This window comes from Lysobacter sp. H23M47 (genome assembly GCF_015209765.1).
Lineage (GTDB): Bacteria > Pseudomonadota > Gammaproteobacteria > Xanthomonadales > Xanthomonadaceae > Novilysobacter > Novilysobacter avium.
The window spans coordinates 1,502,712-1,525,847 of the sequence record NZ_CP063658.1 but is presented as its reverse complement, the minus strand read 5'-3'; the positions used below and the strand labels follow the sequence as shown (position 1 = coordinate 1,525,847).

Annotated in this window: 25 protein-coding genes; 15 read left to right on the top strand and 10 right to left on the bottom strand. The window is 65.0% G+C overall.

Features of this window, described 5'->3' with window-relative positions; all coding sequences use genetic code 11:
* Window positions 1–39 precede the first annotated feature (39 nt).
* Window positions 40–1,608 (top strand): oligopeptide:H+ symporter, encoded by a 1,569-nt coding sequence (locus INQ43_RS06950; protein WP_194033630.1) that lies wholly within the window; start codon window positions 40–42, stop codon window positions 1,606–1,608.
* 3 nt (window positions 1,609–1,611) lie between these two features.
* The gene (locus INQ43_RS06945; protein WP_194035966.1) at window positions 1,612–2,217 is read left to right on the top strand and encodes a rhomboid family intramembrane serine protease; all 606 of its coding nucleotides are present in this window, start codon (window positions 1,612–1,614) and stop codon (window positions 2,215–2,217) included.
* A 9-nt stretch (window positions 2,218–2,226) separates the two neighbouring features.
* On the opposite strand, the gene INQ43_RS06940 is transcribed toward INQ43_RS06945, so the two are convergent.
* Window positions 2,227–2,427 carry a hypothetical protein gene (locus INQ43_RS06940; RefSeq protein ID WP_194035965.1) on the bottom strand — a complete coding sequence of 67 codons (201 nt, stop codon included), beginning with the start codon at window positions 2,425–2,427 and terminating at the stop codon, window positions 2,227–2,229.
* A gap of 226 nt (window positions 2,428–2,653) precedes the next feature.
* Between INQ43_RS06940 and INQ43_RS06935 the strand changes: the two genes are divergently transcribed.
* From INQ43_RS06935 to INQ43_RS06925, 3 genes are all read left to right on the top strand, one after another.
* Window positions 2,654–2,962, top strand: coding sequence for a GNAT family N-acetyltransferase (locus INQ43_RS06935; protein WP_194035964.1), 309 nt, complete (start codon window positions 2,654–2,656; stop codon window positions 2,960–2,962).
* Between the two features lie 111 nt (window positions 2,963–3,073).
* Complete coding sequence (locus INQ43_RS06930) at window positions 3,074–3,787, top strand: pseudouridine synthase (RefSeq protein WP_043959053.1); 714 nt, start codon at window positions 3,074–3,076, stop codon at window positions 3,785–3,787.
* A 127-nt stretch (window positions 3,788–3,914) separates the two neighbouring features.
* A complete protein-coding gene (locus INQ43_RS06925) occupies window positions 3,915–4,772 on the top strand; it encodes a DUF3298 and DUF4163 domain-containing protein (RefSeq protein ID WP_194035963.1) in 858 nt (285 codons plus the stop codon).
* Window positions 4,773–4,854: 82 nt separating this feature from the next.
* Here the strand turns inward: INQ43_RS06925 and INQ43_RS06920 are convergent, their stop codons facing one another.
* On the bottom strand, window positions 4,855–7,080 hold the full coding sequence (locus tag INQ43_RS06920) for a M3 family metallopeptidase (protein WP_194033624.1): 2,226 nt from the start codon (window positions 7,078–7,080) through the stop codon (window positions 4,855–4,857).
* A 162-nt stretch (window positions 7,081–7,242) separates the two neighbouring features.
* Between INQ43_RS06920 and INQ43_RS06915 the strand changes: the two genes are divergently transcribed.
* Together INQ43_RS06915 and INQ43_RS06910 are read left to right on the top strand one after the other, a co-directional pair.
* The gene (locus INQ43_RS06915) at window positions 7,243–7,911 is read left to right on the top strand and encodes a mechanosensitive ion channel family protein (RefSeq protein WP_194035798.1); all 669 of its coding nucleotides are present in this window, start codon (window positions 7,243–7,245) and stop codon (window positions 7,909–7,911) included.
* Between the two features lie 72 nt (window positions 7,912–7,983).
* Window positions 7,984–8,247: a hypothetical protein gene (locus INQ43_RS06910; protein WP_228062425.1), complete on the top strand. Its 264-nt coding sequence runs from the start codon at window positions 7,984–7,986 to the stop codon at window positions 8,245–8,247.
* A gap of 12 nt (window positions 8,248–8,259) precedes the next feature.
* Here INQ43_RS06910 and INQ43_RS06905 read toward each other — a convergent pair whose 3' ends face one another.
* Window positions 8,260–8,784 carry a YgjP-like metallopeptidase domain-containing protein gene (locus tag INQ43_RS06905; RefSeq protein ID WP_194035962.1) on the bottom strand — a complete coding sequence of 175 codons (525 nt, stop codon included), beginning with the start codon at window positions 8,782–8,784 and terminating at the stop codon, window positions 8,260–8,262.
* Between the two features lie 158 nt (window positions 8,785–8,942).
* Here INQ43_RS06905 and INQ43_RS06900 point away from each other — a divergent pair, with 158 nt between their 5' ends.
* Window positions 8,943–10,088 (top strand): hypothetical protein, encoded by a 1,146-nt coding sequence (locus INQ43_RS06900; RefSeq protein WP_194035796.1) that lies wholly within the window; start codon window positions 8,943–8,945, stop codon window positions 10,086–10,088.
* Window positions 10,089–10,097: 9 nt separating this feature from the next.
* Here INQ43_RS06900 and INQ43_RS06895 read toward each other — a convergent pair whose 3' ends face one another.
* On the bottom strand, window positions 10,098–10,586 hold the full coding sequence (locus INQ43_RS06895) for an Lrp/AsnC family transcriptional regulator (RefSeq protein WP_228062424.1): 489 nt from the start codon (window positions 10,584–10,586) through the stop codon (window positions 10,098–10,100).
* Window positions 10,587–10,674: 88 nt separating this feature from the next.
* Between INQ43_RS06895 and INQ43_RS06890 the strand changes: the two genes are divergently transcribed.
* A complete protein-coding gene (locus INQ43_RS06890) occupies window positions 10,675–11,844 on the top strand; it encodes an aminotransferase class I/II-fold pyridoxal phosphate-dependent enzyme (protein WP_194035961.1) in 1,170 nt (389 codons plus the stop codon).
* 29 nt (window positions 11,845–11,873) lie between these two features.
* On the opposite strand, the gene INQ43_RS06885 is transcribed toward INQ43_RS06890, so the two are convergent.
* Window positions 11,874–12,176 (bottom strand): YkgJ family cysteine cluster protein, encoded by a 303-nt coding sequence (locus INQ43_RS06885; protein WP_228062677.1) that lies wholly within the window; start codon window positions 12,174–12,176, stop codon window positions 11,874–11,876.
* A gap of 32 nt (window positions 12,177–12,208) precedes the next feature.
* Window positions 12,209–12,880, bottom strand: coding sequence for an SAM-dependent methyltransferase (locus INQ43_RS06880; protein ID WP_194035960.1), 672 nt, complete (start codon window positions 12,878–12,880; stop codon window positions 12,209–12,211).
* 257 nt (window positions 12,881–13,137) lie between these two features.
* On the opposite strand from INQ43_RS06880, the gene INQ43_RS06875 reads away from it, so the two are divergent.
* The 3 genes from INQ43_RS06875 to INQ43_RS06865 all read left to right on the top strand — a co-directional run bounded on the left by INQ43_RS06875 (window position 13,138) and on the right by INQ43_RS06865 (window position 15,930).
* Complete coding sequence (locus INQ43_RS06875) at window positions 13,138–13,479, top strand: zinc ribbon domain-containing protein YjdM (RefSeq protein ID WP_194033619.1); 342 nt, start codon at window positions 13,138–13,140, stop codon at window positions 13,477–13,479.
* A gap of 65 nt (window positions 13,480–13,544) precedes the next feature.
* Entirely contained in the window at window positions 13,545–14,210 is a 666-nt protein-coding gene (locus tag INQ43_RS06870) for a hemolysin III family protein (RefSeq protein WP_194035959.1), read from the top strand.
* Between the two features lie 37 nt (window positions 14,211–14,247).
* Entirely contained in the window at window positions 14,248–15,930 is a 1,683-nt protein-coding gene (locus tag INQ43_RS06865; protein ID WP_194035958.1) for an AarF/UbiB family protein, read from the top strand.
* A gap of 21 nt (window positions 15,931–15,951) precedes the next feature.
* Here the strand turns inward: INQ43_RS06865 and INQ43_RS06860 are convergent, their stop codons facing one another.
* The 3 genes from INQ43_RS06860 to INQ43_RS06850 all read right to left on the bottom strand — a co-directional run bounded on the left by INQ43_RS06860 (window position 15,952) and on the right by INQ43_RS06850 (window position 17,682).
* The gene (locus INQ43_RS06860) at window positions 15,952–16,539 is read right to left on the bottom strand and encodes a DUF4136 domain-containing protein (RefSeq protein WP_228062423.1); all 588 of its coding nucleotides are present in this window, start codon (window positions 16,537–16,539) and stop codon (window positions 15,952–15,954) included.
* 73 nt (window positions 16,540–16,612) lie between these two features.
* Window positions 16,613–17,389 (bottom strand): biotin/lipoate A/B protein ligase family protein, encoded by a 777-nt coding sequence (locus tag INQ43_RS06855; RefSeq protein ID WP_194035957.1) that lies wholly within the window; start codon window positions 17,387–17,389, stop codon window positions 16,613–16,615.
* The gene (locus tag INQ43_RS06850; protein WP_194033615.1) at window positions 17,386–17,682 is read right to left on the bottom strand and encodes a biotin--protein ligase; all 297 of its coding nucleotides are present in this window, start codon (window positions 17,680–17,682) and stop codon (window positions 17,386–17,388) included. The genes INQ43_RS06855 and INQ43_RS06850 overlap by 4 nt, the downstream gene beginning before the upstream one ends.
* A 243-nt stretch (window positions 17,683–17,925) precedes the next feature.
* On the opposite strand from INQ43_RS06850, the gene sstT reads away from it, so the two are divergent.
* On the top strand, window positions 17,926–19,200 hold the full coding sequence (gene sstT / locus INQ43_RS06845; protein ID WP_194035956.1) for a serine/threonine transporter SstT: 1,275 nt from the start codon (window positions 17,926–17,928) through the stop codon (window positions 19,198–19,200).
* A 30-nt stretch (window positions 19,201–19,230) separates the two neighbouring features.
* Here sstT and INQ43_RS06840 read toward each other — a convergent pair whose 3' ends face one another.
* Complete coding sequence (locus INQ43_RS06840; protein WP_194037601.1) at window positions 19,231–20,700, bottom strand: acetyl-CoA hydrolase/transferase family protein; 1,470 nt, start codon at window positions 20,698–20,700, stop codon at window positions 19,231–19,233.
* 233 nt (window positions 20,701–20,933) lie between these two features.
* On the opposite strand from INQ43_RS06840, the gene INQ43_RS06835 reads away from it, so the two are divergent.
* Window positions 20,934–21,470: a hypothetical protein gene (locus tag INQ43_RS06835; protein ID WP_194033613.1), complete on the top strand. Its 537-nt coding sequence runs from the start codon at window positions 20,934–20,936 to the stop codon at window positions 21,468–21,470.
* Between the two features lie 279 nt (window positions 21,471–21,749).
* Entirely contained in the window at window positions 21,750–23,123 is a 1,374-nt protein-coding gene (gene nirK, locus INQ43_RS06830; RefSeq protein ID WP_194035955.1) for a copper-containing nitrite reductase, read from the top strand.
* Window positions 23,124–23,136 lie beyond the last annotated feature (13 nt).

Genomic DNA, 23,136 nt, shown 5'->3' with positions numbered 1-23,136 from the left:
CGTAGGCTCCGGGTTTCGATTTTTCCGGACCATCCAACGATGACGACCAACGCCGCCGCGGGCACCGGCAAGGCCCGGTTTCCGCGCCAGATCCGCTACATCATCGGCAACGAGGGATGCGAGCGCTTCAGCTTCTATGGCATGCGCAACATCCTGGTGCAGTTCCTGATCACCTCGACGTTGCTGCAGCACATCCTGGAAGGCACCGAGCGCGAGCTGGCGGCGAAGGACCTGATGCACACCTTCATGATCGGTGTGTACTTCTTCCCGTTGCTTGGCGGCTACCTGTCGGACCGGTTTTTCGGCAAGTACAACACCATCCTGTGGTTCAGCCTGATCTACTGCGCCGGGCATGCCTGCCTGGCGATGTTCGAGGACAGCCGCACCGGGTTCTTCACCGGCCTGGGCCTGATCGCGCTGGGCGCGGGCGGCATCAAGCCGCTGGTGGCGTCCTTTGTCGGCGACCAGTTCGACCGCACCAACAAGCACCTGGCGAAGGTCGTCTTTGACGGCTTCTACTGGATCATCAACTTCGGTTCGCTGTTCGCCTCGCTGATGATGCCGCTGTTCCTGAAGCACTTCGGTGCCAGCGTGGCCTTCGGCATCCCGGGCGCGCTGATGTTCATCGCCACCCTGGTGTTCTGGCTGGGCCGGAAGCACTACGTGATCGTCCCGCCGGCCACGGTGGCGGATCCGGACTCCTTCTCGCGGGTCATCCGCACCGCGCTGCTGGCCGAGAAGCCGGGGCAGGGGAGGATGGGCCTGTGGATGGCGATGGCGGGCTTGGTCGTGGCCGCCGCCTCGTTCGCACTGATTCCGACCCTGGGATTCGTGATCGCGTTCTGCATCGCGCTGGTGGTTTTGCTGGTCGGCGTGGGCGGCGGCGCCTATATGCAGCTTGATCGGGCCCGCGGCGTGCATCCGGACATGGCGGTCGATGGCGTGCGCAGCGTCCTGCGGGTGCTGGTGATCTTCGCGCTGACCACGCCGTTCTTCTCGCTGTTCGACCAGAAGGCGTCGACCTGGGTCATCCAGGGCAACGCGATGGCCAAGCCCGAGTGGTTTGTCTCATCGCAGATGCAGGCGCTGAACCCGGCGCTGGTGATGATCCTGATCCCGTTCAACAACATGGTGCTGTACCCGGCGCTGCGGCGTTTCGGCTGGGAACCCACCGCACTGCGCCGGATGACCGCGGGCATCGCCTTCAGCGGCCTGGCCTGGATCGCCATCGGCGGTATCCAGGTGGCCATGGACAACGGCGACCCGATGTCGATCGTCTGGCAGGTCCTGCCGTACGCGCTGCTGACCTTCGGCGAGGTGCTGGTCTCGGCGACGGGGCTCGAATTCGCCTACAGCCAGGCGCCGCTGGCGATGAAGGGCGTGGTGATGAGCTTCTGGAACCTGACCACCACCATCGGCAACCTGTGGGTGCTGCTGGCCAACGCCGCGGTCCGCAACGATGCGGTGACCGGCAACATCGCCGCCACCGGGCTCAGCACCGCCTCATTCCAGATGTTCTTTTTTGCCGCCTTCGCACTGGTGGCCGCGCTGGTGTTCGGGCTCTACGCCCGCCGCTACCGCGTCGTCGACCACTACCGGAAAGTCTGACCCATGATCACCCTGGCCATCATCGCCGTCACCGTCCTGGTCTCCTGGCAGGCGTTCGGAAACCCGCGCCTGCTGGATCGCCTGATCCTGTGGCCGCCGGCCATCAGCGGCGCGAAGCAGTACGACCGCCTGATCACCCACGGCTTCATCCACGCCGACTGGCAGCACCTGCTGTTCAACATGATCACGCTGTTCTTCTTCGGCCGCTTCGCCGAGCAGCTGATCACCCAGATGATCGGGCCAGTGGGCTTCGCGCTGTTCTACCTGTCGGCAATCGTGGTGGCGATCATGCCCACCTACGTGCGCCACAAGGGCGACCGCAACTACCGCAGCCTGGGCGCGTCCGGAGCGGTGTCGGCGGTGTTGTTCGCCTTCATCCTGGTCAAGCCGTGGTCGCTGATCTTCGTATTTTTCCTGCCCGTTCCGGCGATCCTGTACGGCGTGTTCTTCGTCGGCTACTCGTTCTGGATGGATCGAAGCGGCGGCGGCCGGACCAACCACAGCGCGCATCTCGCCGGGGCGATCTACGGTGTGCTGTTCGTACTGATGCTCAACCCGGCCATCGGCAGCCACTTCGTGCGTGCGCTGCTGAGCCCCTCGTTCGGATGAGGCGGAAACTCAGGCGTCCAGTGGGACGGTGACCTCGTCGCCGTAAGTCTGCAGCAGGCGCTGGTAGACGATAGCGTCCAGGCTTTCCAGCTCGGCGTCGTCGGCGGCCGAGTCCTGGCTCAGCTCGTACAGACGCGCTACCAGGTCCCCTTCATCGTCGTCGGCGCAGGCGGCGCGCGGCGCGGCGCGCGAGTTGTCCTGATCCCACATTGCTCACCTCCCCGAGCCCGCAGGAGGCGGGTGTAAGCAGATCACAGCAGGTTCCGTGCCAGTCGCCAACACCGGCAGGGACACCCCCCGCGCGGCAGCATGTTGCCCCACCGCGTCAGGTCCCGACGGGAGAAGGCACGCAGTGTCCCCCTGCGCGGTGCTCATCTGCGGTGAATGCCTTGGGTAGTAGATTGCGGGCATCCCAACAACCGTCAGGAGCTTCCCCATGGCAGGACAATCCCCGGACAACACATCACCGCAAACCCCGGCACCGCGCCACGACGCCGGCGCCGGTCGTTTCACCCTAACCGTGGACGGCACCGATGCGGTGCTGGACTATCACGAGGAAGGGGGCGTCATGGTCATTACCCACACCGGCGTGCCCTCGGAGATTGGCGGCCGTGGGATCGCCGGTCAGCTTGTGGAATCGGCTTTCAAATACGCTGGCGAGCAGAAGTGGAAGGTGCGCCCGGAATGCACCTATGCCGCTGGATGGGCCAAGCGCCATCCCGCCTATCTTTCGCTGGTCGAGTAAGCCGACGCAAACGTGCGTGGGCGAGTGGTCATCGGCGGATCTTTCGCTGGTGTTCGCCATTAATGGGCACTTGTGCCAGCCTACGCGCCCCGTTCCGGTCAACGCCCAACCATGCGCCTCAACAAACACATCAGCGAAAGCGGGTTCTGTTCCCGTCGCGAAGCCGATCGCCTGATCTCGGAGGGCCGCGTGACGGTCAACGGAATCCGCGCGCGGGTCGGCTCCGAAGTCGGCGAAGACGACGAAGTCAAGGTGGATGGCCAGGCGCTGCGTGTGCGAACCGTGGCCAAGGGCAAGCGCAAGCACGTCTACATCATGCTCAACAAGCCGGTCGGGATCACCTGCACGACCGAGTCGGCGGTAGACGGGAACATCGTCGACTTCATCGGTCACGAGCAGCGAATCTTTCCCATCGGCCGCCTGGACAAGGATTCGGAAGGGCTGATCCTGCTGACCAGCAACGGGGACATCGTCAACGAGATCCTGCGCGCCGAAAACAAGCTGGAGAAGGAGTACCTGGTGGCGGTCAACCACGACGTAACCCCGGAATTCCTGCGCGCGATGGCCAAGGGAGTGCCCATCCACGGTCAGACCACGTTGCCCTGCAAGACCTCCAAGCTGGGGCGTTTCGGCTTTCGCATCGTGCTGGTGCAGGGACTCAATCGGCAGATCCGACTGATGGCCGCGTATTTCAAGTTCCGGGTCAAGACCCTGGTGCGCGTGCGTATCGGCAACGTCAAGCTGGGTCGGCTGAAGATCGGCCAGTGGCGCAACCTGACCGATGAGGAACTGCAGGGACTGATCCCGCACCGCACCGATTGGTGAGCCCCCGCGGCCCCTGACCGGCGGAGAGCCGCATCGGGCGGCAGACCTGGTTGCAGAGGGTTTGCGTGCATCCGGACGTCACGTCCGCGCATTTAGGCTGCGCGTAATTCGTCCAGGGGGTACCTCCATGCGTCACACGCCACTCATCGCCGCGCTCCTGGCCGCACTGCTGGTCACCGCGGCCGGCTGCGATCGCTCGCCGCCCGACGCGGCCGCGCCGGCAGTCCCTGCCAGCACCCAGCCTTCAGCGTTGCCCGAACCGGTGGCCGACGACCGGCCCGTGATACTTGAGGACACCGTCGAGGGAACGAGCGATTATCTGGTGGGCATCAGCTATCAGGGCGATGCCTCCACGTATCCGGGGCTGGCGAGGCAGTTGAAAGCCTATGCCGACAGCGCCCGCGAGGAAATGATCCAGGCCGCACAGTCGCGGCCCCGCGGTGAGGATGCCGGCAGCAACGTCCCGTATGACCTCTCGCTGAGCTTTGTCGAGCTTTTGCGCACACCGCAGCTGGTGTCCTGGGCTGCCGACGGCAGCAGCTACACGGGCGGTGCGCATGGCATGCCGTTGCTTGCGCGTTTCAACTGGCTGCCCGCGCAGAACAGGATGCTGACCGCCGAGGAGCTGCTGACCGACGCCGCCGGTTGGAAAGCGATTTCCGACTTCGCCCGCGAGCAGTTGCATACGCGTCTTTCGCAGCGGCTGGAAGCCGAGCGCATAGACCCCGCCGAGCGCACGCGGATGATGCGCAGCGCGGGTCGGATGATCGACGATGGAACCGCGCCCGAGGCGGCGCAGTTCGCCCAGTTCGAGCCATTGCCAGGGGATGCGGGAAAGCTGCGCGGACTGCGATTCGTGTTCTCGCCCTACCAGGTCGGACCCTACTCGGATGGGGTCCAGACGGTTGATGTGCCGGCCAGCGTCCTGATGCCGCATCTCGCCGCCCAATACCGCGAGCTCTTCGACGGTGGCAGCCAGCGCTGATCGGTCCACAAAATCCTTCATCACCAAAAACGCCGCCGGGATCAAACCCGGCGGCGTTTTTGATCCAGGCCTCGCGGCTGGACTACTCCTTGATGACCGGCACCTTGGCGTCGTCGGTGACCGTGCCATCAAGTCCTCGGCGTACCAGCAACGGCGTGATTTCCGCCTCGTGGCCGGCGAAGTCACGGAACAGCTGCAGGGCGTCCTTGCTGCCGCCGCGCGAGAGCAGGGTGTCGCGGAAGCGATCGCCATTCTCGCGGGTCAGGCCGCCATTGTTCTTGATGTACTCGACCGTATTCGCGTCGAGCACTTCCGACCAGATGTAGGCGTAGTAGCCCGCTGCGTAGCCGCCCATGATGTGGCTGAAGTACGGCGTGCGGTAACGCGGCGGCACGGCCGCGTAGTCGGTCCCGTTGGCTTTCAGCGCCGCGGCTTCGAAGTCCATTACGCCGGCGGCGTCAGGGATCCTGTCGGCCTTCACCTGGTGCCAGCTCTGGTCAAGCATCGCCGAACCCAGGTACTCGGTGGTGGCAAAGCCCTGGTTGAACTTGGAAGCTGCCGCAACCTTGTCCAGCAACGCCTGCGGCATTGCCTCGCCGGTCTTGTAGTGCTTGGCGTAGTTGGCCAGCACGCTGGGCCAGTCGGCCCACATCTCGTTGACCTGGGACGGGAACTCGACAAAGTCGCGCGGCACGCTGGTGCCGCTGAAGTAGGGGTACTTCACGTTGGAGAACATGCCGTGCAGCGCATGGCCGAACTCGTGGAACATCGTGGTGGTCTCGTCCCACGTCATCAGCGCCGGGCCATTGGTCGGCTTGGTGATGTTGAGGTGGTTGGCCACGATCGGCAGGTTGCCGGTCAGCTCCGACTGGGAGACGTAGGAGTTCATCCACGCACCGCCGCGCTTGGACGGACGGGCGAACGGGTCGAACACGAAGATCGCCAGCTGGCTGCCGTCCTTGTCGAACACGTCGTATGTGGTCACGTCGGGGTGGTAGACCGGCAGGTCGGTGCGCTGCTTGAAGCTCAGGCCGTACAGCTGGCCGGCGGCGTAGAACACGCCGTTCTCGAGCACGTTCTTCATTTCCAGATACGGCTTGAGCTGTGACTCGTCAAAGTCGTACTTGTCGGCGCGGACCTTCTCGGTGTAATACGCCCAGTCCCACGGCTCCAGCTTGAAGCTGGGTTCGCCCTTGGCGGCCTGCTCCTTGTCGATCATTGCCTGCAGCGCGGCGCCTTCGCGGCGGGCGTTGGCGACGGCCGGCGGGGCCAGCTTGCCGAGCATTTCGTTGACCGCCTCGGGGGTTTTGGCGGTTTCATCGGCCAACACGTAGGCCGCGTAGGTCGGATAACCGAGCATGCCGGCCTTCTCGGCGCGCAGCTTGAGGATCGTCGACACCAGCCTGCTGTTGTCGAACTCGTTGCCGCGGCTGCCGCGGCTGACCGATGCCTTGTGCAGGCGCTCGCGCAGGGCGCGGTTTTCCAGCTGCGACTGCAGCGGCTGGCCGGTGGTGTTGAGCAGGGCGATGACGTACTTGCCTTCCTTGCCGGCGGCCTTGGCGGCGTCGGCCGCGGCGGCGATCTGGTCGTCGGTCATGCCAGCCAGCTCGTCCTTGCTGTCAACGGTGATGGCCGACGCGTTCACCTCGGCCAGCACGTTCTGGTTGAAAGAGGTGCTGAGATTGGCCAGCTCGCCGTTGATTTCCTTCAGACGCACCTTGTCGGCTTCGGGGAGTTTGGCACCCGAACGGACCAGGTCGGTGTGATAGCGCTCAACCAGGCGCACACCCTCGGCATCCAGGCCCAGCGAGTCGCGGGTGTCGTACAGCTTCTGGACGCGCTCGAACAGCTTGGGGTTAAGCGCAATGGCGTCGCGATGCGCGGCGAGCTTTGGTGCGTACTCGGCCTGGATCTTCTTGCGGGTGTCGTTGGTGTCGGCACCGACCAGCGAGAAGAACACGGTCGAGGTGCGGTCGAGGATCTCGCCGGACTTCTCCAGCGCGATGATGGTGTTCTCGAAAGTCGGCGCTGCGCTGTTGTTGGCGATCGCCTCGACTTCCTTAAGGTGCTCGGCCATGCCGCGATCAAAACCGGGGCCGAAATCGGCGTCGGTGATCTTGTCGAACGCGGGGTAGTGCAGCGGCAGGCTGCTCTCGGCGAAGAAGGGGTTGTCGCTGGATTCGTTCACGGTGTTGCCGTCCTGGGATGCGGACTGGCTGGGCTCAGCCGGATTGGCTTCGGACTGGCTGCATGCGGCCAGGCTGGTGGTCAGCGCCACAGCCAGGGCCAGCGCGAGAGGGTGCTTCATAGGACAGGAACCTCGTCGTTGGGATGTTGCAGACTAACCCATGCGCCACTTGGCCACCCATGACAAAAGCCACCCCCGCATGCGCCCTTGGCTGGCGGTATCCTTGCCTCCCTCAAGGATCCGCACGCGGATCCAACCACCTGCAAGAGCGCCGAATCGCCGATGAAAGACCAGTTGCCGCCGTGGAGCCAGCAGTGGCTTGACGTACTTGTTCCGGCCGGGCAGATCGTGCTGATCCTGATTGCGGCGTGGGCCCTTCGGGCGCTGGGGCGGCGCCTGATCCTGCGTGTCAGCCAGCGCTACAACCTGCTGCCGCAGGTGGCGGTCGGCGGGCGCCGACTGCTCGGTTTCCTGGTGTCGTTCGGGGCGCTGCTGTTGATACTGGAGCGCTTCGGGGTCTCCGGCACGATCCTGTGGACCGCGTTCACCGGCTTTGCGGCCGTCGGCGCGGTCGCGTTCTTTGCCGCCTGGAGCGTGCTGTCCAATATCTTCTGCACCGCGCTGATCCTCACCACGCGGCCGTTCCGGCTGAATGACCACATCGAATTGCTCGAGAACGGGGAGAAACCGGGGCTCCAGGGCCAGGTGGTGGACATCAACCTGATCTACACGACGCTGCAGGAGTGCATCGACGGCAAGACCACGTCCGTGCTGCAGGTGCCCAACAACCTGTTCTTCCAACGCACGGTGCGCCGCCACCTGCCTGCACGCGGCGGTGCCAACCCGACCGCGATATCTACCCGTGCACCAGGAATAGCCGCTTATGGGGGCATGCTGGCAAGCGGGGCTGAACAAAGCGCCAACCGGCGCTACGGTCTGCCCGACGCTTGACCGTGGTCACGGCGTTCCTCCGGGGGCCCGCGCACCATGGCCGTCAAGACGAACACAGGCAGGAGCACCGGCATGAGCGAGTTTCACGTCGACATGGGCGACAGGGCAGGCGACGCAGTTATCGACCCCCAGGCGCTGGAACGGATTGAAGATGCAATTTACGACGTCGACCCTGCGGCGGTCATCGATTTCACGCCCTCAACCGGGCGCCTGCGCGTCGCAGCGACGCTGGATTCCGGGCATCTGGCCACCGTCCTGGGTTTCGCGGGCTATCCGGTGGGACCGGACGCGATCGAGCAGTTGCCGTCCATCTGTTGCGGGGGTTGCAGCGGCTGAGTCGTGGGAGGTCTACGGATCGGCGATCGGCGGCAACTGCTTGCGCCGATCGATCTCCAGCTGGGTCAAGTACAGCCGCATGTCGAACTCCAACTGGTGGTAGTCCGGTTCCATGTGCGCGCAGAGCTGGTAGAACGCCCTGTTGTGCGCCGACTCCCGCAGGTGGGCCAGCTCGTGGACGACAATCATCCGGAGAAACGAATGGGGTGCGTCGCGGAAAACCCCTGCAATCCGTATCTCACGGCTCGCCTTGAGGCGGGCACCCTGAACACGTGAGATCGATGTGTGGGTGCCCAGCGCATGCCGCACGACCTGCAGGCGGTTGTCGAACACCACCTTGTCCAGCGGAGGCGCCTTGCGCATGTGCCGATCCTTGAGCCCGACAACGTACTGGTACAAGGCGCCGTCGTTGCGCACATCGTGAGGCTGCTCGTAGCGCTCACGCAGCCAGGGGCCCAGCCGATCGGAGTGAATCATCGCGCGAACCTGATCCAGCAGATGGGCGTCGTAACCGGCGAGGTACTTCAGCTCGGGCATGGGGCCACGATACGGCAAACCCGCAGTCTTTCCGGCGCGCAGCCGCGACAGCGCCACATCCCGTCACGACGCTGCCTTCAACTGCGCCGGGTAGACTGGCTCCCAGGTAGCAACACCGGGGGTTTTCCGCCCCATTCCACGTTTATAGAGGTGCCATGATGCATTCACTTATCGACGACTTCACCGGAAACCTTTTCCAGGATCCGGTCGGCCCGTGCATTTCGCTGTATCAGCCGACCCATCGCAGCCATCCGGACAACGGCCAGGACCCTATCCGTTTCGGCAACCTGGTCAAGAAGGCGGAGGCGTCGTGGAAGGAGCGTTATCCGGACAAGGATCCGGCGCCGCTGCTGGCCAACCTGCGCAAGCTGGGCGAGGAGCGCAACTTCTGGAACCACACCCTGGACGGCCTGGCGGTGCTGGTCTCGCCGGATATTTTCCGCGTCTACCGCCTGCAGCGCGCCGTGCCCGAGCTGGTCAATGTCGGCGACAGTTTCCACATCAAGCCGCTGCTGCGGATGGTGCAGTCCGCGGATCGTTACCAGGTTCTCGCGATCAACCGTCACAGCGCCAGTTTGTTCGTCGGCAACCGCGATGCGCTTGATCCGTTCGACGCCGGCGACGACTTTCCCGACACCCTGGAATCGGTACTCGGCGACGACCCGTTGCGCCAGCGTCCGGCCTCGTGGTCGCGCGGAGCCGCGGCCACCATCGCCGGTGTCAACGACGGCCAGATCGAGCGCAGCAAGTTGGTGGACGCCGATACCGAGCAGTTCTTCCGTGCGGTGGATCGCGCGGTAGCCGAGCAGTTCTCCCGCCCGTCGCGGTTGCCGCTGATGCTGGCCGCGTTGCCAGAGCACCAGGCGGTGTTTCGCAAGCTGAGCCACAACGCCTACCTCCTGCCTCAGGGCATCGACACCCATCCCGATGCACTGGGCATGGATGAGTTGCGCGAGCGTGCGTGGCGCGTCATGGAGCCGAAATACCTGGAGCGTCTGGCCGGGTTGGTCGATATGTACCACGCGGCGCGCGCACGTTGGCTTGCCAACGACGATGTCGCCCAGGTCGGTCGCAGTGCGTTTTCCGGCCGCGTGTCCACGTTGCTGGTGGAGGCCGACCGCCAGGTCAACGGCACCATGGACCCCGAGAGCGGTGCCGTGGACTTCGCTGCCGAGGGAGGCATTGGCGAGGATCTGCTGGACGACATCGCCGAGAAGGTGATCGCCAACGGCGGCCAGGTGGTCGTGGTTCCCAAGGGCCGGATGCCCAGCGAGACCGGACTCGCGGCCATCTATCGGTTCTAGGCCGGGTCGCTAGGCCAAGCCGGGCGCGTCCAACGGCCCGGTTGGCAGTTCAACGTTGCGCCTGAACTCGAAGATGAGCTTGGTCTCGATGTGGGCCACTTCGTGGCGCTCGGTGAACGAGGCCAAGGCAAAGTCGCGCAGATGCGCGCTGTCACGCACGCCGACGTGGACGAGGAAATCGTCCGCGCCTGCGACGTGGTAGAAGGCCAGGACTTCCGGGAGTTGCTGCAGATGGGCATGGAAGCTGTCCAGCAGCTCCCGTGAGTGCCGGGCCAGCCGCACCGACACCATCGCTTGCAGTCCTATTCCGATGGCGATCGGAGCGATCTCCGCGTGATAGCCCAGCAACACTCCGGATTGCCGCAGGCGTCGCACCCGCTCCAGCGCCGTGGACGGTGCGATTCCCGCACGCTCGGCGAGTTCCTTGTTGGGCAACCGCGCGTTCTTCCGCAACAGCTGCACCAGCTCGAAGTCGATTCGATCCAGCGTCATCATCATGGGGATTTCCCGAACATTCTTCGACGCTGAGATTAACACCCGCACCAGCTTCTAGTATGGGTCTCCATATCGAACGGAGCCCGCTGGCATGCCCCACCTCGACACCCTCTCCGTACACGCCGGCCGCGAGGAATTCGGCCGCTTGGGCGTGCACGCACCGCCCATCGATCTTTCCACCACCTATCCGGTGCCCGACCTCGCGGCCGGCACCGCGAGTTTCGACGCGCTGGTGGCCGGAGACGCCAGCGCCGCCAATCCGATCTATGCCCGCCTGCACAACCCCACCGTGGCGCGGGTGGAAGCCGCGTTGGCACAGCTGGAGGGAAGCGGGGCCTGCGTTGCCTTCGGGTCGGGCATGGCTGCGTTGACTGCCCTGCTGATGGCAGTCCGCCAGAAGGGCGGACATGTGCTGGTGGTGCGTCCCTTGTACGGGACGTCCGATCACCTGCTCGCCAGCGGGATGGCCGGGCTGGAGGCGGAGTTTGTCGACGCGGGCGAGATCGGCTCGCACCTGCGTCGAGATACAGCCTTGGTCATGATCGAAACCCCGGCCAACCCGACCCTGGACCTGGTCGATATCCGCGCCGTGGTGGCGGCCGCCGGCCATGTGCCGGTGGCCGTGGATTCCACGTTTGCCACTCCGGTCCTGCAAAATCCCATGGCCATGGGCGCCACGTACGTGTTGCACAGCGCGACCAAATTCCTTGGCGGCCACGGCGACGTGATTGCCGGCGTGGTGTGTTGCAGCGAGGAAAACGCAAAGCCGCTGCGCCAGGTCCGCGCGGTTACCGGGGCGCTCCTTCACCCGCTGGCTGCGTACCTGCTGCATCGGGGTCTGCCGACGCTGGCGTTGCGGGTGGAACGCGCCCAGCACAACGCAGGGGTACTGGCGCAGCGCCTCTCGCAACATCCGGCCGTCGCGAAGGTGTTCTATCCCGGCATGGGCGCGGTCGCGAACGATCACCTGGTTGCAACCCAGATGCGCGGCCCCGGCGCGCTGCTCGCGTTCGATCTGCACGGCGGTCATTCGGCGGCGGCCACGGTGATGAAGTCGGTGCGCCTGCTCACCCCCGCGGTCAGTCTGGGGTCGGTGGACAGCCTCATCCAGCATCCCGCCGGGCTCACCCACCGTGTCCTTGACGAGGCCACCCGTCAGGCGACGGGCATCACTGCAGGCCTGTTGCGGGTGTCGGCGGGCATCGAGCATGTCGATGACTTGTGGGCAGACCTGTCACAGGCGCTGGATCAAGTGCGGTGAATTCCAGATCCCACCAGCTACGCCGCTGATCACTCCGGCGGCAGTTCCGCCTCGTCGTAGCGGTGGAAATACGCTTCGCGGACGTCCCGGCAATCGCGGCTGCCCATCTGGAATGCACGGCACACGCCAGGGCGCTGGGCGTAGATGGTGCAGTTCATCCGGGTGGGATCCACCGCAACGCACCAGCCGTCCTCGTCGTGTGCCATCACCGCCAGGCCGTGTGCGGTGTGGGCGATCATGTGGCGGGGAACTTCGGTGTCCTCCGGCATCACGAGTACCGTCTGGCGGCAGCACACCGCATCGCAGTGCTGGCAGCAGACGGAACGATCGATCTCCGGCGCCGCGACTTCCGTGCTACCCGGCTTCACTGGACCCCCGCTGTGGCCCGGCGGCGGAAATGCAGCAGCCGGCCGCGCAATGTCCCGGCCTCGTCCTCATCCAGCGCGCCGCGTGATTCGCTGACCTCGAAACCCTGCAGCGCAAGTGCGCGGGTGAAAGCCCCGCTGTGGCCCCGTCCCGGGTCGCAAAACAGCAACTCCGCCTCGGGCAGGGCATGGCGGTCTACCAGCGCGGCGATCAGTTCGTCGTGCTCGCGCTCGTACAGGACGTCGGCTCCGATCAGTAGATCGAAAAGGCCGAGTGTCGGCAGCGGCACGCCCCATTGCAGCTTGCGGTACGGCACGCTGGGAAGGTGGTTGAGTGCACTGTTGTAGGCGAGGAACGGCTCGGCGAGGGGGTGCATGTCGCTGGCGATCACGTCCGCACCGCGACGCTGCAGAACCAGGCTGGCGAGTCCCAGCCCGCAACCGACTTCCAGGATCCGCTTTCCTTCTATATCGAAGGTCGCCATCGCGTTGGCGAGCAGTTGACCGGCGGGCCAAACCTGCCCGAACAAGGACCATTGGGCCGATGAGATCCCCAGCCGTTCGGCGCGCCCATCGGGGTCGGCAAACTGCTGTTTGTCGCTGAGCGAGCGGATCGTGTAGTCGAGCTCGCCGAGGCGGATGCGCTGGTGGCGCGTGAGATAGCCGGGCATGGAAACCCCCTTGGAAAACGTCGCCCCGAGAGGGCTGAACGCATGGCGGGAGCGGGCTTGCTGCCAGTAAGTGGTCCGCAAGGATGGACCCATACAACGGGCCCCAGCTCATGCTACCGGGAATTCACCGTCAACGGTCGCTAACGGAGCACGCGCAAGCAACCGAATCTTCCATAGTCAATTCAACGGGTTGCGGGGGGTGGCTCGATACGTGGCCTATACTCACCGGCCCCCACTCTTCGATGGACGGTGCTTTTATGCCCGATATTCCAGCCTGTTCCAGGTGCGGCAAGGAAAACACCTACCCCGACGGCGATCATTACGTGTGCGCCGACTGCGGCCATGAGTGGCCGATCAGTCCCGATGCCAGTGCGGGAGACGCGACGGTGGTGCGGGACGTGAACGGCAACATCCTCAACGAAGGCGATACCGTCACCGTGATCAAGGACCTGAAGGTCAAGGGATCATCGATCCCGCTCAAGCAGGGCACGGTGATCCGCAACATCCGCCTGGTGGAGGACGATGCCGAGAACATCGAAGGCAACTCCGACAAGATCAAGGGACTGGTATTGAAGACCTGCTTCCTCAAAAAGGCCTGATGGGTGGCGACGGAAGGTAACTGGCATGACCCCCGCTTCGCGTAAAGGGCGCTAGCATTGCCGGCATGCGTGCAAGCTCACCCACCGACTCTTCTTCCACGTCGCCGCCGGTGCCGGCATCCGAGGAGTTTGCCAACGCGCTGACCCACGGGCTTGGCGCGACTGCCGCGCTTGCCGGCGGCGCCGTCCTCATCACCCTGGCTGCGATATGGGGAGATGCATGGCAGCTGGCGAGCGCGATCGTGTTCGGTGCGTGCCTGCTGCTCCTCTACATCGCCTCGACCCTTTATCACGCGGCGCGCCACCCGGTGGCGAAGGCCAGGCTGAAGGTGCTCGATCACTGCGCGATCTACCTGCTGATCGCCGGCACCTACACACCGTTCACTCTGATCGGCCTGCGCGGTCCATGGGGCTGGTGGCTTTTTGGGGTGATCTGGACCCTGGCAGCAGCGGGTGTGGTGTTCAAGCTGTTCCTCACCGGCCGCTACAAGCGACTGTCCACGATGATCTACATCGCGATGGGCTGGCTGGTGCTGGTGGCGATCAAACCGATGTGGGGCGCGCTGGATGGCTGGACGCTGGGCTGGCTGCTGGCGGGCGGCATTTTCTACACCGCCGGCACCGTTTTCTACCACCGGCCGGCGCTGAAATACTCGCATGCGATATGGCACATGTTTGTCCTCGCAGGCAGCCTGTGCCACTACATCGCGGTAGTGGCGCACATCATCTGAGCGCCGCGGCGTCCCGCGGACAACCGGAGTTACACGCATGTTGTGGGAAGGACTCAGCGCTACCAGAGACCTGGGGCGGGTGTACGAGATCGCCTCGATACTGATCCGCTACGGATTCGGCGACATGGTCGGACGACTCGGACTGGCTCCAGTTCTTGCAAGGGCAGGGCGGGTGCTGCCGCTGGGCCACATGGAGGAACTGGTTGCGCTGCCCACGCCGGTGCGGGTGCGCCAAGCGCTGGAGGAAATGGGTCCGAGCTTCGTCAAGCTGGGCCAGGTGTTGGCGACCCGCGTGGACCTGTTTCCACCCGAATGGATCACCGAGTTCGGCAAGCTGCAGAACCAGGCACCGGAAGTGCCGTACGAGCTCATCCGCCAGCAGATGCTGGAGGACCTGGGCGCGTCGCCCGAGGCCGTGTTCGCATGGCTGGACCGGACGCCGTTGGCGGCCGCATCGATTGCACAGGTCCATCGCGCGCGCCTGCACGACGGCACGGAAGTCGTGGTCAAGGTGCGCCGCCCCGGCATCAAGCCGGTCGTGGAAGCGGACATGCGCCTGTTGCAGCGCGCGGCGCAGGCGATGGAAGCGCGCTTCGAGGAACTGCGCCAGTTCCAGCCCAGCGCGATGGTCCGCCAGTTCAAGGTATCGCTGGGCCGTGAGCTCGACCTGGCGGCCGAGTGCCGTCACGCCGAGCGCATCGCCGCCAGCTTCGCCGGGTCCGATGAAATCGTGGTTCCCGCCGTGCATTGGCAGTACACGGGTCCGCGGATGAACGTGCAGGACTTTGTCGACGGCGTGTCGCTGTCGAACATGGCGGCGGTCGATGCAGCCGGGCTGGACCGTAAGCTGATCGCCCGGCGCGGCGCGAACGCGGTGTTGAAGATGATGTTCGAGGACGGCTTTTTCCACGCCGACCCTCACCCGGGGAATGTGTTCGTGCTGCCCGGCAATCGCATCGCGTTGATTGACTACGGCATGGTGGGGCGCCTGTCGGATGCCCGTCGCAACCAGGTGGTCGGGCTGCTGGATGCACTGGTGATGCGCGACGCCGCGCGCGTCACCGACGTGATGCTGGAGTGGGCAACCCAGCCCAACGCGGACGAGTCGCAGATGGCGCTGGACGTGGACGCGCTGGTGGACCAGTACCACGGCGTGGCGCTGGGCCAGCTCAACCTGGCGACGATGCTGATCGACGTGACCGTCCTGCTGCGCGCCAACCGGCTGGCACTGCCGGCCGACCTGGCGCTGATGATCAAGGTGTTCGTGACCCTGGAGGGTCTCGGCCGCAGTCTGGATCCGGATTTCGACATGGCCAGCGAGGCGGCGCCCTTCCTGCGCCGGGCCATGCTGCAGCGCTACCGTCCGGCGACCCTGCTGCGCGACGGCATTCGGACCCTCGCCGACACCGCTGAAATCATGTCGGTTTTGCCACGCGACATCCGCCGGCTGCTGCGTTCCGCGCGACGCGGCAACATCAAGCTGCACGTGGATATCGACCATCTGGAGGACTTCGGCACGCAACTGAACCACTCGGCGAACCGGTTGACGGTCGGCGTCGTATTGGCCGCGCTGATCATCGGATCATCGATAACGCTGACGGTGGGCGGAGGGCCCACGCTGCTGGGTCTGCCCGCCTTTGGACTGCTGGGCTTCGTGGGCGCCGCCATTGCCGGCGCCTGGCTGGTGGTGTCAATCTGGCGCAGCGGGGGCGGCAGGTAGATCGGAACTTCGACGTGTCCCTCAGGGCGCGCCGCGGTACGGATACTTGGCAAAAATGGCACTGATCGCCTGATCCGAGGAGGCCACGCGTTCCTGCGGGGTCTTCTGGGTCACCCGACCGATCGCGTCGCCGCTCCATACCAGCCGGTTGCGGGCCGCGTCGACCAGATCCACGGTCAGCGTGCCTTCCGTGTACTGGTTCACGCGGGTCTCGTCATACCAGACCGGATAGGCGTAGTAGGCACGGGCCCGGTAGCTGTAGAAGTACTGGATGTCCGAGCGCGGAATGTCGTAGACATCCGTTTTTTCCCGGATCACGCCCTGGAAGTTGACCAGCAGGTCGGCCTTGTCGGGGCTGAACCGGTAGCCGCGCGCGTCCATTTCCCGGCGCACCGCGTTCTTGATGTGATCCGACAGGTAGGTGGTGTAGCCGGATTGCTCCATGGCCAGAGGCTGATAGAACCCGTAGGTGCGGTACTGGGAGAAGTCGGCGGTCGGATCGGCGTCGGTGCGGATCCGCGGTCCCGTCGCGCAGGCGGCAAGCAGGGAAACAAGCGTCAGCCCGATCAGGGCGCGCCACCACAATGAGGACATCGTTGCTGTTTTCATGCTCGTTTCCTCGCGTTTGGCCTGTGGCGACCGTAGCAGCGGCAAACCCTGCAATGCGTGAAAATTCCAGTGCTCAGGGAACCACCGCGGTCCACTCCGGGGTTTGGAACTTGTCGTTTGCCAGTTGCATCGCCTGGCCCAGTTCGTCCGGGGTGAGGTGGTCGTCACGCAGGCCGTGGTTGCAGCGGAAGGTGGAGATCATGCGTTGGATGACGTCCCCGCGCGGCAATCCGGTCTGGCTGCGCAGGGGGTCGACCCTCTTGGCTGCGCTCGCGGTGCCCTTGTCGGAGAGCTTCTCGCGCCCGATCCGCAACACCTCCAGCATTTTGTTGGTGTCGATGTCGTAGGCCATGGTCACGTGGTGGAGCACGGCGTTGCCCTTGCGCGCCTGCGCGGCCCCCGCGATCTTGCCGGCCGGGGAGGTGATGTCGTTTAGGGGCTGGTAGCTCGCCGCTACGCCCAGTTCGCCCAGCGCCTCGATCACCCAGCGGTCCATCAACTCATAGGACTGCTGGAACGACAAGCCCTCGACCAGCGAGAGCGGGCCGCAGATGGAGTAGGTGATGGTGTTGCCCGGCTCGATGAACATCGCGCCGCCGCCGCTGATACGCCGCACCACCTGGATGCCGTGACCAGTAGCCGCGGCGCTGTCGACCTCATTGCGCAGGGACTGGAAGCGGCCGATGACGACCGCGGGATCGGCCCATTCCCACACCCGCAAGGTGGGGCGGCGCCGACCGGCGGACACCTCATTGGTCAACACTTCGTCCAGCGCCATGTGCATCGCCGGCGACTGTGCTTCGGTGTGGATCAGTTGCCAGTCGTGCTCGTGCCATTCGGTCCGGCTCATGGCGTGCGCTCCCCGTTGAGCGCGCGATCCACTGCGATGGCGACGCCCTTCGGGCTGATGCCGTACAGCGAGGTGCCATCGCCCAAAGCGGTATGGACGGTCGTTGTCCAGGCATCAACGCCGGCGTCGGCGCGGGTGCCGGACAGGGCGGTGTTGATCACGTCCAGCGCAGAATCGGGCTCCAGGAAGAAGTCGCCGCTCACGCGAACTTCCGTCAGCAATCCGTCCGAAACCGCCAGGTCGACCACCACCAGCTTCCCGCCGGGCTCCTTGTACTCGCCGTGTTTGGACATGGACTCCTCGCTTTAACCGCCGCAAGCGCGGCTGAGGCAGCCATCCTCGTCTGCGCGGGCGTCGGGAGCAATGACGTGGATCATTCGATCTGCGAGTGGGGTGCGGGCGCGTGCTGCGTGTAACCGTGATCACGATTTACCCGCAAACGGCCAAATCATCGGCGCGGTCGGCGACAATCGATGCTTCGTGCGCGGCGCTTGTTGTTGCCGGTACGAACGCCTTCCGCCCCCGGACCTCACGCCATGACCGAACCCAGCCCTCCCGACAACCGTCTGCCACCGTCGCTCCCCGGAAAGGCGTCGCAAGGCCTGCTGGCTCGGTGGACCCAAACCAGCCTGGTGCTGCGGATCGTGATCGGACTGATCGCCGGCACGCTGCTTGCGCTGCTTGCGCCCTCGGCGGCGATGGCGGTCGGCCTGCTGGGCACCGTGTTCGTCTCGGCACTCAAAGCGGTCGCGCCGATTCTGGTGCTGGTGCTGGTGGCCGCGTCCATCGCCAACCACCGCCAGGGCCAGAAGACCCATATCCGTCCCATCCTGGTGATGTACCTGGTCGGCACGCTCGCTGCCGCGATGGTCGCGGTGGCAGCCAGCTTCATGTTCCCTGTAACGCTGCACCTGGGCGTCGCCGGCGCAGGCGATCTCAGCCCTCCGGGCGGTATCGGCGAGGTGCTGCGCAACCTCCTGCTGCAGCTCGTAGACAATCCGATCCACGCGCTGCAGGCGGGCAATTACATCGGCATCCTGGCCTGGGCCGTCGGTCTTGGCGTCGCGCTGCGCTACTCTGCCGACAGCACCCGCACGGCTCTTGCGGACCTGTCGGATGCAGTGACGCGGCTGGTCCGCGCCGTCATCCAGCTGGCGCCAATAGGGATCTTCGGCCTGGTCGCCGAGACGATTGCCGCCACGGGACTGTCGACATTGCTTGATTACGCGCAGCTGTTGGCCGTGCTGCTGGGATGCATGTTGTTTGTTGCCCTGGTAGCCAACCCACTGATCGTGGCCCTGGTCATCCGCAGCAATCCTTATCCTCTGGTCCTGCGCTGCCTGCGCGAGAGCGGAATTACCGCGTTCTTCACCCGCAGCTCGGCGGCAAACATTCCGATCAATATGGAGCTGTGCCGGAAGATGGGCCTGCATCGCGAAACCTATGCGGTCTCGATCCCAATCGGGGCGACCATCAACATGGCCGGCGCGGCGATCACCATCACCGTGCTGACGCTGGCAGCGGTGCACACCCTGGGAATCCCGGTGGACATGCCGACCGCGCTGCTGCTCAGCGTGGTCGCCGCGGTCGCGGCGTGCGGAGCCTCAGGTGTACCGGGCGGCTCGCTGCTCCTGATCCCGCTTGCCGCCGGACTGTTCGGCATATCCGACGACCTGGCCATGCGCGTCGTCGCGATCGGATTCATTGTCGGCGTGGTGCAGGACTCGGCCGAGACCGCGCTGAACTCCTCCACCGATGTCCTGTTTACCGCGGCCGCCTGCAAGCGGGCGGAGGCCCGCGCAGGCCGCTGACACGAGTCAAATTGCGTCAGCCGTCAGCCGTCAGGGCAGCATGCTGCCCGTATCGATAAAGCGCTGGTGCCACGACAAGGCCTCGGGCAGCAGATGCGGGGTGTGCTTGGCGTAGCTGTCGCGGCAGGCGCGGTCGAAGTAGTCCTGCAGCATCGGCTTGAAGTCCGGGTGGACGCAGTTCTCGATGATGACCCGCGCGCGCTGCTTGGGCGCCAGGCCGCGCAGGTCCGCGAGGCCCTGGTCGGTGACCACGACCATCGTGTCGTGCTCGGTGTGGTCCACGTGGCTGACCATCGGCACGATCCCGGAGATCTTGCCGCCCTTGGCCGTGCTGGGTGCCATGAAAACCGACAGGTAGCTGTTGCGCGCGAAGTCGCCCGAGCCACCGATGCCGTTCATGATCTGGCTGCCGGCGATGTGGGTCGAGTTGACGTTGCCGTAGATGTCCGCCTCGATCATGCCGTTCATGGCGATGCAGCCGAGCCGCCGGATGATCTCCGGGTGGTTGGAGATCTCCTGCGGACGCAGCAGGATGCGCCTGGAATAGAAATCGACATTGGCGTTGAACTCCTCGATCCCGGCCGGGCTGAGCGAGAACGAGGTGGCCGATGCCATCCGCAGAACGCCCTCCTTGATCAGCTGCAGCATGCCGTCCTGGATGACCTCGGTGTAGGCCGAGAGTCCGGTGTAACCGCCGGTCGCCAGTCCCGCCAGCACCGCGTTGGCGATGTTGCCAACGCCCGACTGCAGCGGCAGCAGCTTGTCGGTCAGCCGGCCGCGCTTGACCTCGCGGCCGAGGAAATCCAGCAGGTGGCCGGCGATCCGCTGCGACGCTTCATCGGGTGGGTTGAATGGCGAGTTGCGGTCCGGGTCGTTGGTCTCAACCACGGCGATGACCTTGTCCTGGTCCAGACGGAACCAGGGCTGGCCGATGCGGTCATCGGGATGCAGCAGCGGGATCGGCTTGCGGTCCGGGGGCAGGGCAGTGCCGTAATAGATGTCGTGCATGCCCGCCAGCGCCTCGGGCTGCCAGCGGTTGACCTCCAGGATGACCTTGTCTGCCCGTTCGAGCCAGGTCATGTTGTTGCCCACCGACGACGACGGAATCAGGCTGCCGTCCGCGCGGATGCCGGAGACCTCCACCACCGCCACATCGATCTTGCCGAAAAACCCGAACCACGTGTGCTGGGCAACGTGGCTCAGGTGGATGTCGATGTATTCCAGGTTGCCGGCGTTGATGCGCTCGCGCACGGCCGGGTCGGACTGGTAGGGCAGGCGCAACTCCATGCCTTCCACGCGGGCCAGCGCGCCGTCCAGTTCGGGTGCCGTGGACGCACCGGTGAGGACCTTGATCTTGAAGGGATGGCCTGCCGCCGCTGCGGTCTCCATGCGGGCGGCCAACGCCTGCGGAACCGCCTTGGGGTAGCCGGCGCCGGTGAATCCGCTCATGGCGACGGTCATGCCGGGCTGGATCAGTTCAGCCGCCTGCGCCGGACTCATGATCTTGTCGGCCAGGCCGGGGTGGAGGATGCGTTGGGTCACGGTTGCCTCGGAGGAAAGCTTTCGGGGGTCACCTCGATTTTACTCGAAGGCCTGGAAGCCAACAGGAACACACTGCCTCACCCTGAACGCATGGCGTTCGGGGACCAGAGATCGCGAAACGCCATGACAAGGATCAAGGCCGTGCACGCGGGAGACGTTACGGTAGGGAGGTCATTTACAGGAGACAGTTCATGAAACGCAACTCTCTATATGCCGGCGTCGCCTCAGCCCTTCTCGCCCTCGCCGTTGCGGCGTGCGGAAGCGATCCAGCGCCCCCGGCGCAAGCCGACACTCCCCCGACCACCCAAAGCGAGGCGCCGGTCGCGGCTGACGCGCACGATGCCCATGACGAGCACGGCCCGCGGCCGGTGCTTGCCGAAGGACAGCGCTGGGAGACCGATGCGCCACTGCGCAAGGCCATGAGCGGGATCCGCGATGACGTCGCCAAGAACCTGCCGGCCTACCACGAGTCCCGCCTGCAAGCGGCGGACGCCGAAGCGCTGGCCGCCTCCGTCCAGGACAACGTGAACTACATGATCGCCAACTGCCAACTGGAACCCGAGCCCGACGCCGTGCTGCACGTGATGATCGGGGAGATGATGGGCGCGGCGACGGCACTGCGCGAAGACCCCGCATCGGCCGAAGGCGTACCCCGCCTGGTCTCGGTGGTGAACGACTACGAGGCCACCTTTGACCACGAAGACCTGGAGCCGTTGACGCACGACTGAGCCTGTGAAGCCATCAGGCGCTTCAGCGACGACGAATCGAACGCCGCACAGCCTGTACCCGGGTGCGGACTGATCCGGGCCACGCAAAACACTCCGTGTTCCTTTCCGCCGCCCCGGATCCGGGGCGGTTTTGCGTTGGCCGCATCGGTTTTCCTACGGCAGTGAAGACCAACATACGGTTGCGTTTGGTTTGGCTTGACCCACGTCATGGAGGGGTGGTCACGCACTGTCTATCGTGCCGGCCAACGAAGCATTTTGCTGACTGGAAGGAAGACTGGAATGAAAGAGCTGGTGTTGCTGTTCGCCCTGGCCGGAGCTGCCGGGTTTGTGCCGCAGGCCATCGCCGCACGTTCGGCCGACGTCACCCCGGTGGCGGACGTCACCTTTACCTTGCGCACCGCGATCGACAACGGACAGTTGGTGTTCGTCGGCAACGCTGGCGCGATCAAGGATCAGGTGAATCCGGAACTGAAAGTGCCCGAAGGAGCGGTGGTCGCGATCACCGTGGTCAATGGCGACGGGGCGATGCACGACATCTCCGTTCCGGCATTCGATGCCCATTCCGACCAGCTGGTTGGTGAAGGCTCATCGACCACCATCGTGTTCCGCGCCGGCAAGGCGGGCGCGTTCGAATATGTATGCACAATCCCCGGTCACAAGGCGGCGGGCATGTTCGGCAAGCTGACAGTGGGCGATGTCGCCGACGTCGTGAGCACCGCCGTGGACGTGGCCAAGGACCCCTACCAGGTCGGCGAGCCGGTTGGCGACCGCGCGGCCAAGCACATCACCTACGACCTGCTCACCACCGAGGTCGAAGGCCAGCTTTCGGACGGCAGCACCTACCGCTACTGGACCTTTGACAACACGGTGCCCGGCCCGCTGCTGCGGATCAGAAAGGGCGATACCGTCACCATCAACCTGAAGAACGCCGAGGACAGCATCAACATCCACTCGGTCGACTTCCACGCCGTCACGGGTCCGGGCGGTGGCGCGGCGGTGACCCAGGTCGCGCCGGGGCAGACCAAGAGCTTTACCTTCAAGGCGCTGCATCCCGGACTGTTCGTCTACCACTGCGCCACGCCGATGATCGCCCAGCACATTTCCAACGGCATGTACGGGATGATCCTGGTCGAGCCCGAGGGCGGATTGCCGAGCGTGGACCGCGAGTTCTACGTCATGCAGGGCGAGCTCTACACCGCGCAGAAGCACGGCTCCAGCGGCCTGCAGGAGTTCTCGGTGGAGAAACTGCTCGATGAGCGGCCAGAGCACCTGATGTTCAACGGCAGCATGAACGCGCTGACCAAGACCTTCGACATGCAGGCGAACGTCGGCGAAACCGTGCGCATGTTCTTCGGCGTCGGCGGTCCGAACCTGACCTCCAGTTTCCACCTGATCGGTGAAGTGTTTGACCGCGTCTACGACCTGGCGTCTTTCACCAGCCCGCCGCTGACCGATGTCCAGACCACGATCGTACCGCCTGGCGGAGCGACCATGGTGGAGTTCAAGGTCGACTATCCGGGCCGCTACCTGCTCGTCGACCACGCCCTGTCGCGGGCCGAGAAGGGCCTGATCGGCTTCCTGAATGTGAAGGGTGAAGCGGACAGCTCGATCTTTGACAGCCGCGAGAAGAGCGACCCCGCATCGGGCCACTGAGGCAGGGAATAAA

Excerpts from the sequence above, each read along its gene's own strand:
- INQ43_RS06950 (WP_194033630.1), top strand. The coding sequence starts at position 40 with ATGACGACCAACGCCGCCGCGGGCACCGGCAAGGCCCGGTTTCCGCGC.
- INQ43_RS06945 (WP_194035966.1), top strand. The coding sequence starts at position 1,612 with ATGATCACCCTGGCCATCATCGCCGTCACCGTCCTGGTCTCCTGGCAG.
- INQ43_RS06940 (WP_194035965.1), bottom strand. The coding sequence starts at position 2,427 with ATGTGGGATCAGGACAACTCGCGCGCCGCGCCGCGCGCCGCCTGCGCC.
- INQ43_RS06935 (WP_194035964.1), top strand. The coding sequence starts at position 2,654 with ATGGCAGGACAATCCCCGGACAACACATCACCGCAAACCCCGGCACCG.
- INQ43_RS06930 (WP_043959053.1), top strand. The coding sequence starts at position 3,074 with ATGCGCCTCAACAAACACATCAGCGAAAGCGGGTTCTGTTCCCGTCGC.
- INQ43_RS06925 (WP_194035963.1), top strand. The coding sequence starts at position 3,915 with ATGCGTCACACGCCACTCATCGCCGCGCTCCTGGCCGCACTGCTGGTC.
- INQ43_RS06920 (WP_194033624.1), bottom strand. The coding sequence starts at position 7,080 with ATGAAGCACCCTCTCGCGCTGGCCCTGGCTGTGGCGCTGACCACCAGC.
- INQ43_RS06915 (WP_194035798.1), top strand. The coding sequence starts at position 7,243 with ATGAAAGACCAGTTGCCGCCGTGGAGCCAGCAGTGGCTTGACGTACTT.
- INQ43_RS06910 (WP_228062425.1), top strand. The coding sequence starts at position 7,984 with ATGAGCGAGTTTCACGTCGACATGGGCGACAGGGCAGGCGACGCAGTT.
- INQ43_RS06905 (WP_194035962.1), bottom strand. The coding sequence starts at position 8,784 with ATGCCCGAGCTGAAGTACCTCGCCGGTTACGACGCCCATCTGCTGGAT.
- INQ43_RS06900 (WP_194035796.1), top strand. The coding sequence starts at position 8,943 with ATGCATTCACTTATCGACGACTTCACCGGAAACCTTTTCCAGGATCCG.
- INQ43_RS06895 (WP_228062424.1), bottom strand. The coding sequence starts at position 10,586 with ATGATGATGACGCTGGATCGAATCGACTTCGAGCTGGTGCAGCTGTTG.
- INQ43_RS06890 (WP_194035961.1), top strand. The coding sequence starts at position 10,675 with ATGCCCCACCTCGACACCCTCTCCGTACACGCCGGCCGCGAGGAATTC.
- INQ43_RS06880 (WP_194035960.1), bottom strand. The coding sequence starts at position 12,880 with ATGCCCGGCTATCTCACGCGCCACCAGCGCATCCGCCTCGGCGAGCTC.
- INQ43_RS06875 (WP_194033619.1), top strand. The coding sequence starts at position 13,138 with ATGCCCGATATTCCAGCCTGTTCCAGGTGCGGCAAGGAAAACACCTAC.
- INQ43_RS06870 (WP_194035959.1), top strand. The coding sequence starts at position 13,545 with ATGCGTGCAAGCTCACCCACCGACTCTTCTTCCACGTCGCCGCCGGTG.
- INQ43_RS06865 (WP_194035958.1), top strand. The coding sequence starts at position 14,248 with ATGTTGTGGGAAGGACTCAGCGCTACCAGAGACCTGGGGCGGGTGTAC.
- INQ43_RS06860 (WP_228062423.1), bottom strand. The coding sequence starts at position 16,539 with ATGAAAACAGCAACGATGTCCTCATTGTGGTGGCGCGCCCTGATCGGG.
- INQ43_RS06855 (WP_194035957.1), bottom strand. The coding sequence starts at position 17,389 with ATGAGCCGGACCGAATGGCACGAGCACGACTGGCAACTGATCCACACC.
- INQ43_RS06850 (WP_194033615.1), bottom strand. The coding sequence starts at position 17,682 with ATGTCCAAACACGGCGAGTACAAGGAGCCCGGCGGGAAGCTGGTGGTG.
- sstT (WP_194035956.1), top strand. The coding sequence starts at position 17,926 with ATGACCGAACCCAGCCCTCCCGACAACCGTCTGCCACCGTCGCTCCCC.
- INQ43_RS06840 (WP_194037601.1), bottom strand. The coding sequence starts at position 20,700 with ATGAGTCCGGCGCAGGCGGCTGAACTGATCCAGCCCGGCATGACCGTC.
- INQ43_RS06835 (WP_194033613.1), top strand. The coding sequence starts at position 20,934 with ATGAAACGCAACTCTCTATATGCCGGCGTCGCCTCAGCCCTTCTCGCC.
- nirK (WP_194035955.1), top strand. The coding sequence starts at position 21,750 with ATGAAAGAGCTGGTGTTGCTGTTCGCCCTGGCCGGAGCTGCCGGGTTT.